The following is a 13591-nucleotide window of genomic DNA, read 5'->3' on the forward strand; positions in this document are numbered from 1 at the left end:
AACCCACCTTCCCATTCCTCAAGGGAACATCACTCGCCCCCAAAAACGAGCCGGAAGCGTCAGCGACGGACATTCAGCATTGATCTATATAGGGCAGGCCCCCGCCTGCCTTCCACACTCGCATTTACCAGAACGTGAAAAACTCAGGCAATGCATGGGTCTCATGAAGGTCAGCAACAATATGTACGATCGCCGCCAGCGCGACAAACCAGAACGTGTCGACAATATTCTTTCTCATCACCCGGGGGACCATAGTGTACGACTGTGGTTCTTCATAGGTAGAGAGCTTGGGCCAGAATGCGGGAACGCGCCGGCAATACTCCTGATATTCTTCGTTATGAGCAGCCGAGAGTCGCACCTCTTCGCAACTGATGATCCATGGGTAATACAGCGAGAAAAAGAGGAGCATCACCAGTGGGAGCAGGATTGTCTCTGAACACAGACCAATCCCGATCATACCAATCGCGCTGAAGAAATAGAGGGGATTCCTGCAGATCGAGTAGGGGCCGGATTGAACAAGAACTCTGGTTTTATATCCCGAAATAAACAGATTACTCCAGGTACGACCGAGCATACCAATAGCGGCCATACAGATCCCGATGAAGAAGAAAAGCTCTCGCATGACACCATGCAGCGGCCAGGCACTTCCTGTCGCTAATAAGGTCGTCATGGCGAAAAGACCGAAAACGATCGTCAAAGGGCGACGTCGGCGCTCGAACTCGCCGACTGTCAGGTATTCACTGGCCACATGGCCAATATCGGGAAGGGCTTGGAAGGGAATGTTTGTCGTTTCCAGTGTTCTCATCGGGCAGATCCTTTGCCAAAAGGGTGGTGAATTCGTTGTCTCTACTAAGTTTCTAGTATTTCTCTGAACGAAGATGTGTTTTTTATGGGCCAGGGTTATTAATAGAGTTATTGCGACGAAGCATGAGGCTGGCTGAACTCCAGCGACAGTTCATGCAGGCGAGTCGTCCGGTCATAAGGTTCATAATCCCGGGCGGGGATATCGATCGTTCGCAGAACAGCGGCTGACCATCCAGGCCACGGAGACCACTGCATTCGCGATGAAGCCAGTGCATCGACGGGCAACCAGAAAGACCAGGTGACAATGGCCATAGCCGTCAGCAGATGGAATGGCCACCACCTGGCACGTTGATCTGGCTGCGACCACTCTGCTGCTGACTCAAAGCGGTCCAGTATTCTTCGCCCCCGCAACGCCATCATGTTACTACCGCTGCCGAAGTATAGAGCCGATCCTTCAGGCTCTTTATGAAATCCCCGTTCCGCCACAGCGAGTAATGTTTTGAGATATCCCACAACTTCATACCGCGCGGAAATGGCCGCATCATCGCAGGCATATTCCCTGGCTAGCATCGATTGCCGTGAAGCCCACCAGATCGCCGGATGAAACCAGAATAATGTCATTACCAGACGCTCAATAAATAACTGCAGTGGATGACCACTGCGTAAATGGGAGAGTTCGTGGCGGGTGATGAAAGTGGTTTCGTCTTGAGGCAGGCTCAGTAAATATTCTGGCAGCACGAGAACTGGTGCATGCCATTGATAACAGAACGGGCTGTTGAAACGCTGGCTGATCAACAGTTGAATCGAAGCATTCGGTTGCAGGATTCGACTGGTCAAATTGTTAGCTGGGTCGTGAAAAACCAGTTTCACTTCACTCTCTGTCGCCGGCCGGCACGACTTGAGAAACCTCGCCACCATCATCCACTCCGAGGCGAGCATGATGAACGACAAGAGTATTCCTGTCCCCCAGATGACGAGAGCCAGCTGACCAAGCGATTGTTCAACAGAGACCAGTTGCTGCAAGGCCGCTGGACTCATGACTTGCCATGGATTCGTCAGCACTCGCAAATGAGGCAGTAGCAAACCACAGCCAGTCATCAATAGAAGCAGGAGATTGCAATAATTCCAGAGCTTGTATTGTGCCTGTGGCCATCGGGAAACGCGACAAAGCCATTCCGTAATACCGACAACTACTGTGGCCTGAATGGAAAGCGAGACTAGAAATTCCAGAAATTGAGCTGAGTTCATGATCTCTTTTCCAGCATGGAGATAGCCTTTTTGATCTCAGCCAGATCTTCTGTAGAAACTTTCTCACTCTGTATTAAATTGAGCACCAATGATTTGACAGACAATTTGGAAAGCTGCTGTTGGAGTTGCCCCAGCATCGTCTGGCAGACTTCTTCTCTGGAGACGACTGGCTCATAAACGAAGGCCCGGCCCACCTTGACCTTCCTTAAAGCCCCACGCTTTAACTCCAGTGTCTTCAGGACAGTCATCACTGTCGTATAGGCCAGCGGGCGATGCAGTGAATCACAGACATCCTGGACGCTGGCCTGCCCGCGATCCCAGACGACATCCATAATCTCCATCTCGCCGCGCGTCAGATAAACCGTCATAAAATCTCCGCTCTACGCCTGTTGATTCCTATCCATATTGCCGGAAGCCAACAGCTGATTGCTTCTAAATACGTGATACGAATTCCAATTAGAAAATGCGATCTGTGTGCCATGCTTGCAGCTTTGGGCAAGCATGTTCTTGCGATCTTCAACTCGCTATTTCAAGTTGCGATGCGTATGAGGTGCCACTTACTCGAAACGACGCGCCATTTGTTGATAGACCGTCTGATCAATAGAATTCGAGAGGCCACGCACATGGCCGTCTCCGAATAGAAAATGACTCAGACCTGCATGCCGGCTGCTGAACTCACATTCATCACAGGTCTGGCAGTTGGGCTGTTGCAGCGCGCTTCCTAAAATCCGGCATTCGGCATCTTCATCCCGGCGATCAAAACCAATCCATGTCGTATCAAACATAGAAACCGATCGCTCACCCACGATCATCACCTGGCTCAGGCCGCGGGTTAACTCGGATAAACGCACTGGGCGCCCGTTAATAAAGGTACCGTCCCCAGGTGGAGTCGGACGAATTTCATCAGCTTCTGAAGTCCCATAAACACCAAGATAACTCGCATGCGGCAACGTAAGGAAAGGTGTTGTCAGCCCAGGTTCATAAAGCTCAAAGACCGGTGGTGCGACATCGGAAGGGCAGGTCAAAAGTGGCAGCACAATCGACCGGGCCTGCTCGTTAGAAACATCGCTCAATCCCACCTGTCGCTGAATCACTGCTGATGTGGCCTGCTGTTCGACAAACGGCAACAAAGCAGCCGCCCAGCCATAAGCCGTTTTTCCTTGAGAGTCTGTCAGCCAGGCGGAAGGAAGACACGAATGTGTCTCGTGATACTGATGCAGCCCCAGCCCGATCTGACGCAAATGACTTGTGCATTCCATACGCCGTGCAGTTTCCCGCGCTGCCATCACGGCTGGTAACAGCAGTGCAGTCAACACAGAGAGGATTCCGCTGGTCACCAGCAACTCAAGAATCGTCAGCCCAGAGCGTCCTGACAGCCCAGTGCGTCCTGACGCGGGAATGCAGCAGTGGCTGGGGCGTAACGTCCTGATGAGGAATCCTTTCCTGATAAGGTCATGAGCAAAATGGCCAAAAACCAATTTGCGGGCGGAAAATACTAAAGTTGTAGTATTTCCGTCAAGCCGTTTTTGCCGAAGTCACGGCCTGACCAGTAGAAAACTCTGTTCAGGCCTTTATGAGAGTGCATGACTCTGACGCTTGCGGCTTTTCCCAGCCTTGAGTTTTCAGCGGATTCTCAGAGAAGAATGGCTATTTTCCGTCGTTGTGTCTCAAGAGATTGAGCAGTGTCTTGGTATCGACGGAAGCGGGAATCATTCGCAGCGAACCATCACCATTCAGAGCAAGAATCCCTTTCTCGCTGATCTGCCCCAGTGATTTCAGGGGTTCCTCGGGATCAATTGGTAATCCGCCGGGTTTCGTCCAGATTTCGGCTTTATCCGCGCCAGCCTGAACCACAATCACCGTGTTGGATAGACCATCGGTAAAGTCTCGAAGATGGGGTGCCTTCGCTGCATCAAAGGGCATCCCCGCTCCTTCCGGCAGGTGGAATGAGGTCTTGTTGGCGTCCTTCACACCGGGTGTCTTATAAACTGAGGGCATTTTCTCAGCCAGTTTGAGATTGTGCGGGCTATCCCAGGGCTCATCGAGACGGAACTGATTATAAAGTTCAGCTTCACCGAGGTAGCCTAGAATATGCACGCGCCAGCTCAAGGCTTTGGAATCATCTGGATTAGTGGTTCGAGACGAAGAGGGAAAGCGATTGAAAATATCGTGTGAATTGTGAAATGCTAAACCAATTTGTTTGAGACGATTTCGTTGCTTGGTCGCGTCTGCAGCTGCAATGGCCTGCCGAATGGCTGTATCGAAATAGTCGGGCAGTCTTTCGATCCCTTGAGGAGCGACCAGCGAAGTCGTGATTTTATTGCCGACCTGTTCCACCTTCAGTCCTGTGGCCAGACTGGTCATCAACTTTCGATCGTCCGCATTCGGAATATCGTTCGCTAATGCCGGGAGAAGTGTCTGGACCAGCTGCATCTGATTTTTCAATTCGGCAGCTTTCGTAGCAGCCACTTTAGCGCTCGCACAGGTTCCGGTCGATACGAGGATCTTGTCTCCGGGGTTAAGATTCGTAAGTCGCAAGCTCTGCGTGAGCACCTGATAATCGAGTAACTCCTGCAGTTGTGGCATCTGTCCTACCAGTTGCTTGAGCAGCGGTTTCTGAGCCTGCAGGCTGACCACCATGGAGAAATCGGCACCCGGATCCAATTGCGCCACCAGAGGGGATGGCTTGATGGTGGTGATAGTGTTCCCCTTCAGCCTCGCCTCCAGATCCGCAATCGACCCTAGTACAAATGTGGTGGGAGCATAGGGCGTGGTAGGCCATAAGCCGACTCCACGGGTACAGTAGATAGTATGCCTTCCAACAGTCAGCTTTTCGTCGAAAAACGCCTCGATTCGGGACATCTCAAACGGTTCTTTAAGATTGATGACGACCGTTGGACTTATGACGACCGTTGGAAGTAACCGAAAATTTGGCCGAGATTTGCCTAAAACCTCCATATCAACAGGTTCGCCTCCCGAAGGCGTGATGAAAGCGGCTAGATCCTTCCCGGATACCTTTGCAGAAAGTTTCTTAACGCTGGCATCTGCCAATACTATATAGAGACCAGCTTCGGGAATTGGGCCGAGCGATCCTTTCGGATTTTTGGGATCGAACGGCAACCCACCCGGCTTTGTCCATTCGACCGCTGTCGATGGATCAGCTTGAACGGCCATGATCGTATTGGCGGTTCCATCGCTGATATCACCCATGGCTGTGCCACGCTTTGCATCGTCTGGGAAGATAGTTCCAGGGCCGGTGATCACATGGATCGAAGTCTTACCAGTCACTTTGACACCAGGCGACTTGTAGAAATGCGGCATCTTGGCGATCAGTTTTTTATTATGTTCGCTATCCCAGGGTTCGTTCAGCCGGAATTGCTGATAGAGCGTGTTTTCATCCAGATAAGGAAGGAGGTGCACCCGCCAGCTTAAACCTGTCTGGCGACCTTCTCCATCGCCATTGGCGCGGGGAAATCGGCCGTTTTGCTCATGGTAGTTATGTGCTGCAAGGCTAATATTCAAAAGATTATTATGTGGATCCGGTGCATGTTGAGTTGCTGCTCCGCTGAGGGGAGTTTCCAATCCGAAATCGTTCGCGATCGCATTGATGAAGTTCTGATCGAGGGCGACGACAATCCGATCAATCTTGCTGAAATCTTCGATCGTGAATGGAAGTGGACCGAAATCAGCCTCATCGAAGGCTCCGAGTTCTTTCGCAAGTTGTACTGGTTTCCAGTGATAGAGCTGACTGACTTTGATTGACGCAATGGCGACTGATTTTTCCGGAAGATACTTCGCTTCCGGGAGAGGCTCAGCCGCTACAGCTGAGCCGGTGATCAGCGATAGCATGGCAAGTAAAGAGAGTCGCCAACCCCAGAAGCATGACCTCTGGATTGTACGACGAGACGAGCCAAATTGATTCAATCGAGCGATCACGAAAGATAATGAAGGCATCACTCACCTCGAAAGCTGTACTAGCTCTGCAAAGAAATGAAACGGATATCAGCCCGATCAGTCCCCGTCTGTAGAGATGGTGCCAACACAATGGCTGCAGCCGGAAGGCACAGGAACAGCCACGAATCGTTCCGCGCCGACATCAGAAGGTCAAGTCGCTGCAGATCAATTTTTCAAGAACTAAGGGACGGCGTCTTTCACTCGGGAATGGTTTGAGCATCGTAGGGTCCGCTGTGCGGACCATCTTCCGCGCACCACCGCCGGCGACATCTTCAGTAGCAAGGTACATACCAACGCACCTATTCAGGCTGCCACTGTGAAGCACCTTAGGGTCCGCTGTGCGGATCATGAAAGCCGCTTCCATAGGGCCGCCTCATGCGTCTGGTAGCCATGCCCGGAATTGTCCGTTGTGCGGACCGGCTTTACAGCGGAGTATGATCCACACAGCGAACCCTACGGCACTCAACTGCGATCCATCCTCGCTAGTTGAGGAACGAGCTGTCGGCTCGTCGTGGCGCTTTTGCTCCTCGGCCGATGTGCCCGATATGTGGTGCCGGTGCCGGGAGGCGATGAATCTGCGGCTCGATCTCATCGTGTGCCAAGTCGCCAGGCGTCGCAGAGCTTTCTGCTGACTCTTCTGACGCTGCAGAAGTGTTCGTTGCCTTGCGTTTTTCTGGCAGACAACAGAGAAGTGCCGGGAGAAAGACCAGTTCCCCCAGAATCGAAGCAATCATCTGGGCCGACATGAGACAGCCAAACCGAGCCGTCGGAGCAAAGCTGCTGAGGCAGAGTGCCAGCATCCCTGTGCTCGAAATCAAAGTCGAATCGAGCATTGGTTCGCCCGAATGCTGCAGTGCAATACGTACTGCTTCAGATGGAGTGGCACCCAGTTTGACAGCCTGATTGTACTGCACCATAAAGTGGAACGTGCAATCGACCGAAATACCCAGGGCAATACTCCCCGTCATCATCATGCCAATATCGACCGGCATCCCGAAAAAGCCCACCGAGCCGAAGACCAGCCAAATGGGGACAATATTCGGCACCATCGCAATCAAGGTACCCACGAACGATCTCAGCGAGATCAGGAAGACCAGGCTGATGGTCAGAACTGCCGCAGTAAAGCTCTCCCAGAAACCACTGAAAATCTCCTTCTGGGCACTATCTAATAGAGGAGTCATCCCCGTGAAATGCACAGGAAAGCCGGCAGTTTTTTGTTGAATACTATGCAGCACACGATCGGCACCACCGCCGACAATCGCGTTGTCTTCCACTCGTATCGAAACTCGCCACAACTGCTGATCGGCAGCGATCAGACCATCTTCACCCTGATAGCTGCGTGCAGTGGAAAACATCCGGGCAGTCGCGAGAGCCCCATCCGGAAGTTCATTGGGGAAGAATGTCGCCAGACTCAACACATGCCGCACGCCCGGCTGTTGCCGCAGGACGGCTTCCAACTCTCTGACAATCTGCAGTTGATCGACAAAGGTGAGATTCTTCCCGGTGAAATCGACCACCCCTTCAATCGAATCGACATTAGTCAGCTTCTTTTCAACCCGTCCGAGATCGACCAGCACCTGGCTGTCTCGGGGCAGAAAGTCCACCGGATCCACATCGGGCCGCAGACGAACAATCCCGACCATGGCGACACACAGCATCACAGTAGCCACAGCCAGAATGCCATGACGATGTCGATTGACGAAGTGTCCCCACCAGTCGAAATCAACGTGATGGATGCGGAAGGACTTCACAGCACAATCTGGCCAGACCATCAAGAGAGCCGGTGTCAGGCCCAGGCCGACAACCATCGCGACCACAGCACCAGTCGCTGCGGCATAGCCGAATTGCGCCACAGGCAGAATACTGCTGACATTCAGCGAAACCAGGCCCAGCAATGTTGTCAGAGTCGAGAGAAAACAAGGGTTAAACGAGGCCTTAAAGGCATGGTCGAGTGGCTTAGCCTCACCCGAGGCAACCGCATCGCTATAGTAGCTCACGAAGTGCACTGCGATCGAGAGCGTAAAGATCATCACGAGGACGGAGAGTGAACCGAGAATAAAGTTCATCTCGCCGCCACACCAGGCGATGATCGACTGAGTCAGGAAAATCCCCCATAAGGTCACACCGAGAATTCCCAGAGACAAATTCCAATGCCTCAGCGAGAAGTAAAGTAACCCCAGGCAGATCGCTAACGTAATCGCAAAGAACTTACGGCCAGATTTCGCATTACCGAGTGTATCCAGCTCGGTCACAATGACAGGGGCCCCCGTGAGTGCCACATGCGCCGAATTGAGCTGACAATACTTAAGAACTTCGCGAACCTGAGCCACTGTGCCCGCGCGGTCTTTTGTCCCGGCTTCCGAAAGGACCGCCGAGAGCCCGACCATATCTTTATCAGGGTTGGTCAATAAGCCTTCGAGCCGGGCATGAGCTTCTTCGGGAGAGACGCCTAAGGCCTCCATGCGATAAGCCAGTCGTCCCGGCGTCCAGCAGGAGCGAATGCCTGGCAAACGCTCTAATCGACCCGCAAGTGCTTCAATCGCGTCGTTCGAAAGTTCTTTGGCGCTGGCACCGATCAGAATGACTTCTTCAGCACCAAAGTCGAGCTTGAACTGTTCGTAGATCTGGCGGACACCGGTATCCCGGGGCATCCAGGTTTCGATATCGTTATTCGACTTGATCGACTCGGCCTGATACCAGAACAGGGGCAATGTGAGCGCAACGAACCACAACATGTGTTTGTAGTAGCGAGCATACAGGGTCGAAATCATGGGCCAGCCATTCCCTGCGAAAAGCAGTTGTGGCATCACACAGGGTTGCTGCCACCGCTCGTCTCGTGAACATCACATGATTGAAAGTCGTCGCAAGGCATCAGGTGGGTGTGACTGATTGAAACATGATGCTGGATAGTTCTCAGGAGCACGAGTTGCTTGTGCAGCGTGCAGCATGTTCACCTGGTGTGGCCGAATTCACACCAGAATGAAAATCTGCAAGTGCCTGATCGATCCATGCATAACGCTTGTCGGTCGAACAACCGCTTGACGATTCACGGCGAATCTTCCACTGAACTTCTCAGGAAGGTTGATTCGCTACGACATTCATCCGTGTTGCTTTCGGCATTTGTCGCAGCACTTTACGAGAGTCATCCCCTGGGTCGTCATGATCGGAGAGAGTCCAACATTTTACTCAGGCTGAAAAGTTTGCCTCGTTCGTCCAAGCCGAATCTGCCAGACGAAATCTGTGGCTTTCATTGGTTCAAGAAATCGGAACACCTGCGGATCATCGCGAAAATCTGATTCAGCAACGAAACAGTGGCATCCGCGCCGGCAGATCGTTACTCTCCCGCATATCAGGTTCAGGTTCCGAGGAAAGCCCACTCGAAGAAACTCATCCTACAGATGAGATTCATCCCGTGAGTTTTCCAACGAGGTAAGAGGGAAGTCGGCGAAATTCCGACACAGGGCCGCTGCTGTGATCAGCTATTGATCTGTTCATAATGTCACTGCCCACGGATGATCACTCCGGGGTGGGAAGACGAACAGATCCTCATGCTGTCAGTCAGAAGACCTGCCAGAACTTTGCTGATCGGTGTCTCGGACACAGGCTGCTGATCGGAGTGATTTGAAGTCAACATCTTGAGAGTTCCCCATTGCCGGAGTCAGGTCACTTGATCCGACTGGCTGCAATCAGGAGATCTCAGGGCTGATTCTCTTTGCGCTTCGATCGTCCACCTGCACGAGACTTGGTTGTGCCCTCGTCCTGAATGCTGGTGGAAGTTATGAGCGATCGTCAATCTGTGGTGAAATCTGAGTCGTCACAGCAAGTCCGTCTGGTTGCCATGTGTGCACTGGTCTTGCTGGCCATTCTGGCCCGGTTTATCCCACATCCTCCCAACTTCTCACCCGTGGGAGCGGTCGCCCTCTTCAGCGGTGCCTTTCTGACCCAACGGTGGTTTGCACTCCTGATTCCCATCGCCATTCTCACCATTTCGGATGCCTTCATCGGCTTCCACTCTCTGGTCCCCGTGGTCTACGGCTGCTTTCTCATCAATGTGCTGATTGGCCGCTGGGTCGGTGGACATTCCAACCCCCTGGTTCTTGCGGGGGCCGCATTAGCAGGTTCCATCCAGTTCTTTCTGATCACGAATCTGGCGAACTGGTGGACCTATTATCCTCATACACGAGAAGGGTTCCTGGAGAACTACATTCTGGCAATTCCTTACTTCCAGAATTCCGTGATGAGTGATCTGCTCTTCACCACTGTCCTCTTTGGTGGCTGGCATTTCGCTGAGTCTGTAGTGGCTGGCTGGAACAATTCGCGCCAGACGACGGAAGTCTAGGAATTGTCGCAAGATCATCGTCCTCAACCGCTCACGAATCAGGTGATTCGTGAGCATCTTGCTAGTCTTGCTAAACCGCCGGGAAGTCTGGGCCGACTCGAAGATCTCGCCTTTGAACTCTGCCGCATCCAGCAGACCTTGCGACCAGTCTCCTCGCCACGCAAACTGATCGTGTTCGGCGGAGATCATGGCGTCATCTCCGAAGGTGTGACCGCCTGGCCCGGCGAGATCACGCAAATCATGCTCGACACCATCGCCAAGGGGAAAGCAGCTTCCAGCGCTCTGGCCATGGCGACTTCGACCTCATTGGAAGTGTTCGATGTCGGCTCCTTTCGTGGCGGAGCTTTGCGACATCAAGGTTCGTCCTCGGTCCGTCGAGATTACTGGATGCTGCCGGGGTCGCGCAACCTGGCGCAACAACCAGCAATGACCGTCGATGAACTCGAGCAGGGACTGACCGCAGGACGACAGATTGCCCGGGAAGTCGCTGCTCAAGGTTTTCGAATTGTGGCCGGTGGTGAAATGGGAATTGGCAACACCACTCCCGCCGCTTGCCTCACGAGCCTGATTTGTAACGAAAGTGGAGCACTCGTCGTGGGTCGCGGCGCCGGCGCTGATGACGAAACACTTCAGAGAAAAACTCAAGTCGTTACTCAGGCTGTCGAGCGCGCACGACAGCACGGGACGGGTCAATTGCGAAAACAACTCGCCGAAGTGACTGGTGTCGAACTGGCAACTCTGGCAGGCTTTTTTGCAGAGTCATCGCAACTCGGGATGGTGGTGATTCTTGATGGATTTATTGCCACAGCAGCGGCTCTCATGGCCGAAGTTCTCTGGCCAGAGAGTCGTCGCAACTGGATTGCCGCTCATTGTTCGACAGAACCAGGTCATGCCATTGCACTCAAGTTCTTACAGCTCGATCCTTTTCTCAATTGGCAGATGCGACTGGGTGAAGGGACAGGAGCCCTGCTGCTGATGCCCATGCTCGATGCCGCCTGTGCCATCCTCTCCGAGATGACCACGATCGCCCAGTTGCAGACAGAGTTGGTTCATTCCAGGACATAAGGAGCCGGTTGACTGTGTGGCCAAACAGCGGGTAGCTAAACAGCGAGTGGCTGGGGTCAAACGTCCTCGTTTGCCCCCAGGTCGCTGGACTTCGATCATTGAAAGCTCCATGCCATGCTTGCAGCTCCGAGCCTTTGTGCCATGCTTGCAGCTCTGGGCAAGCATGCTTGTTAATCTCTCCACGCCCCATGACTTCCCAGAAACATAGAGGTTCGCCTCCAACGACAATTCATCGCTGAGTTCACCCATCGATCAGGAAGTAGGACATGTCCCGCTGGTTATTCGAATGGCATGCACTCATGTCAGCAATTCAGTTTCTGACACGCATTCCAGTCCCCGGCGGCATGCATCAGCCAGGCGCCGATCTGGCCATTCTGCAACACTCAATCATCTACTATCCGCTGGTCGGTGGCCTGCTGGCATTCCTGACGGGCACGGTCTACGGTCTGGCCTGTTTTGCTTGGATACCGCTGGTGGCTGCCCTGCTGGCACTGGCCTTCGAAGCGTTCACCACCGGTGGCTTTCATGAAGATGCCGTGGCTGACAGTTGTGATGCCTTTGGTGGAGGCTGGACCAGGGACGATATCCTCCGAATTCTCAAAGATAGCCGGGTGGGCAGCTACGGTGCTCTGGGGCTGATTCTGGCCATTACTCTCCGGGCAAGTCTCATCAGCAGTCTCGTCGTGACACCTGAAAAGTTACTGCTGGTCGTGGCCCTGGTGGCCAGTTCGGGTGCGATTGGCCGCTGGACGATTCTTGTCATGCGGACACTCTATCCACTGGTCAGTGGTCGCGATGGCTTATCGAAAGATATTGCCGGTGATGTTCGACCGGGAATGTTTCTGGCAGGGACCTTGTGGCTCTTGCCCACCTTGATATTTGTGTTCACCGTAACGCTGACAACTGCTGCCGATCAGTGGGAAGTGATCACGATCAGCGTGAAACTGGCTGCGGCTGTGTCCCTTTCTGCCATCTGCGGATGGCTCTGGGGCCGATACGCAGTTCAGAAGATCGGCGGCCTGACAGGCGATGTCCTCGGCTGCGGCTGTTACCTCGGGCAGATCATGACACTACTGGTGCTGACAGCATCGATTCCTCGTTGATTGCCAAAGTTAGATATGCCATCACTACGACTTTGTGTGCCATGCTTGCAGCTCTGGGCTGTCTATTACACACCTTGTCATCCAATCTTGGGCGTGGTCTTGGCGTTTTGATGCCACATCTGATAACGGCCGGGTGGCAGGGGTCGGATGTCTTCATCCGCCCCCTGGTCACTAAAATTCGCAAGCATGCCTGATAGACTCTCGACTCGCTATGACGTTCCGCGATGGGTATGAGATATGCCGTCACTGCTATTGCTTCGCCACACGACCGTTTGTGACTCTTATCGCGGCATCTGTTATGGCCAGAGCGATATTCCTCTACGTTCGACCTGGCAGGACGATTTCTTCCGGATCGCACAGAACATTTCCTCACAGAAGCCATTTGATGGGCTGTACTCCAGCCCACTCAGTCGCTGTGCGAAGCTGGCCCATACACTGGCCGAAAAGATGGGCCAAGCTGTGCAGTTCGATCATCGTTTGATGGAAAGAAACTTTGGCGCCTGGGAACTCCAGCAGTGGACTTCCATTTATGAAGCCACAGGTACAGCCATGGATGGCCTCATCGACCAGCCCGAAACCTTTGCCCCGCCGGGAGGTGAAACCACTCGTTCGTTCGCTGATCGAGTTTGGGACTGGTGCCAGTCACTTCCGACTCATGGACGATATCTGGCTGTGACCCACGGTGGTTGCATTGCCGCCATACGTGGATTGTTACTCGGACTGGAAGTTCGCGCGTGGCTGGAACTCATTCCTAACCCGGGCGAAATTGTTGAAGTCAAGTGGTAACGTGTTTTCTATGGGATGACATCGCACTGTGTGCCATGTCTATCCATCAGGAACCCTCGCCCATGTCCTCCTGGGACAGGGCAGGGTGAAGGTCTTTCCCGTATCTCATTGTGATGACGCATGGCACGCCCTTGGGTGGCACGTCCCTGGAGCACCCAAAAAACAATACAGTGCGGAAGGGCGTGGTCTTTGCGCCCTTCAACGTAACATTTGATGTCTGGAAGGGTGGCAGGGGTCGGATGTCTTCATCCGCCCCCTGGTTGATTGACGTCACCAGCGCCAATGCATCCGA

10 protein-coding genes and 1 riboswitch are annotated in these 13591 nt (G+C 53.3%); of the genes, 4 read left to right on the plus strand and 6 right to left on the minus strand.

Going from position 1 to position 13591, the window contains the following annotated elements; genetic code table 11:
- Positions 1 to 124: 124 nt before the first annotated feature.
- The 6 genes from PLIM_RS05245 to PLIM_RS05275 form a co-directional block, all read right to left on the minus strand.
- Positions 125 to 805, minus strand: coding sequence for a methyltransferase family protein (locus PLIM_RS05245; protein WP_013109289.1), 681 nt, complete (start codon positions 803 to 805; stop codon positions 125 to 127).
- A gap of 107 nt (positions 806 to 912) precedes the next feature.
- A complete protein-coding gene (locus PLIM_RS05250) occupies positions 913 to 2052 on the minus strand; it encodes a M56 family metallopeptidase (RefSeq protein ID WP_013109290.1) in 1140 nt (379 codons plus the stop codon).
- A complete protein-coding gene (locus tag PLIM_RS05255; RefSeq protein WP_013109291.1) occupies positions 2049 to 2420 on the minus strand; it encodes a BlaI/MecI/CopY family transcriptional regulator in 372 nt (123 codons plus the stop codon). The genes PLIM_RS05250 and PLIM_RS05255 overlap by 4 nt, the downstream gene beginning before the upstream one ends.
- A gap of 189 nt (positions 2421 to 2609) precedes the next feature.
- Positions 2610 to 3368, minus strand: a complete 759-nt coding sequence (locus PLIM_RS05260) for a DUF1559 domain-containing protein (RefSeq protein WP_148226985.1) — start codon at positions 3366 to 3368, stop codon at positions 2610 to 2612.
- 331 nt (positions 3369 to 3699) lie between these two features.
- Complete coding sequence (locus tag PLIM_RS22460) at positions 3700 to 6006, minus strand: DUF1559 family PulG-like putative transporter (protein WP_013109293.1); 2307 nt, start codon at positions 6004 to 6006, stop codon at positions 3700 to 3702.
- Between the two features lie 482 nt (positions 6007 to 6488).
- Positions 6489 to 8777 (minus strand): efflux RND transporter permease subunit, encoded by a 2289-nt coding sequence (locus tag PLIM_RS05275; RefSeq protein ID WP_013109295.1) that lies wholly within the window; start codon positions 8775 to 8777, stop codon positions 6489 to 6491.
- A gap of 619 nt (positions 8778 to 9396) precedes the next feature.
- Positions 9397 to 9595: riboswitch (cobalamin riboswitch) on the plus strand.
- A 189-nt stretch (positions 9596 to 9784) separates the two neighbouring features.
- Between PLIM_RS05275 and PLIM_RS05285 the strand changes: the two genes are divergently transcribed.
- The 4 genes from PLIM_RS05285 (at position 9785) to PLIM_RS05300 (ending at position 13299) form a co-directional block, all read left to right on the plus strand.
- On the plus strand, positions 9785 to 10345 hold the full coding sequence (locus PLIM_RS05285; RefSeq protein WP_148226986.1) for a DUF6580 family putative transport protein: 561 nt from the start codon (positions 9785 to 9787) through the stop codon (positions 10343 to 10345).
- A gap of 3 nt (positions 10346 to 10348) precedes the next feature.
- Positions 10349 to 11410 carry a nicotinate-nucleotide--dimethylbenzimidazole phosphoribosyltransferase gene (gene cobT / locus PLIM_RS05290; RefSeq protein WP_013109297.1) on the plus strand — a complete coding sequence of 354 codons (1062 nt, stop codon included), beginning with the start codon at positions 10349 to 10351 and terminating at the stop codon, positions 11408 to 11410.
- Between the two features lie 266 nt (positions 11411 to 11676).
- Complete coding sequence (locus tag PLIM_RS05295) at positions 11677 to 12513, plus strand: adenosylcobinamide-GDP ribazoletransferase (RefSeq protein ID WP_013109298.1); 837 nt, start codon at positions 11677 to 11679, stop codon at positions 12511 to 12513.
- A gap of 237 nt (positions 12514 to 12750) precedes the next feature.
- A complete protein-coding gene (locus tag PLIM_RS05300; protein ID WP_013109300.1) occupies positions 12751 to 13299 on the plus strand; it encodes a histidine phosphatase family protein in 549 nt (182 codons plus the stop codon).
- Positions 13300 to 13591 lie beyond the last annotated feature (292 nt).

The sequence above is a fragment of the Planctopirus limnophila DSM 3776 genome (genome assembly GCF_000092105.1).
Taxonomy (GTDB): Bacteria; Planctomycetota; Planctomycetia; order Planctomycetales; family Planctomycetaceae; genus Planctopirus; species Planctopirus limnophila.

Coding starts and splice junctions, on each gene's coding strand:
- PLIM_RS05245 (WP_013109289.1), bottom strand. CDS start 805: ATGAGAACACTGGAAACGACAAACATTCCCTTCCAAGCCCTTCCCGAT.
- PLIM_RS05295 (WP_013109298.1), top strand. CDS start 11,677: ATGTCCCGCTGGTTATTCGAATGGCATGCACTCATGTCAGCAATTCAG.
- PLIM_RS05285 (WP_148226986.1), top strand. CDS start 9,785: ATGAGCGATCGTCAATCTGTGGTGAAATCTGAGTCGTCACAGCAAGTC.
- PLIM_RS22460 (WP_013109293.1), bottom strand. CDS start 6,006: ATGCCTTCATTATCTTTCGTGATCGCTCGATTGAATCAATTTGGCTCG.
- PLIM_RS05300 (WP_013109300.1), top strand. CDS start 12,751: ATGCCGTCACTGCTATTGCTTCGCCACACGACCGTTTGTGACTCTTAT.
- PLIM_RS05275 (WP_013109295.1), bottom strand. CDS start 8,777: ATGATTTCGACCCTGTATGCTCGCTACTACAAACACATGTTGTGGTTC.
- PLIM_RS05255 (WP_013109291.1), bottom strand. CDS start 2,420: ATGACGGTTTATCTGACGCGCGGCGAGATGGAGATTATGGATGTCGTC.
- PLIM_RS05250 (WP_013109290.1), bottom strand. CDS start 2,052: ATGAACTCAGCTCAATTTCTGGAATTTCTAGTCTCGCTTTCCATTCAG.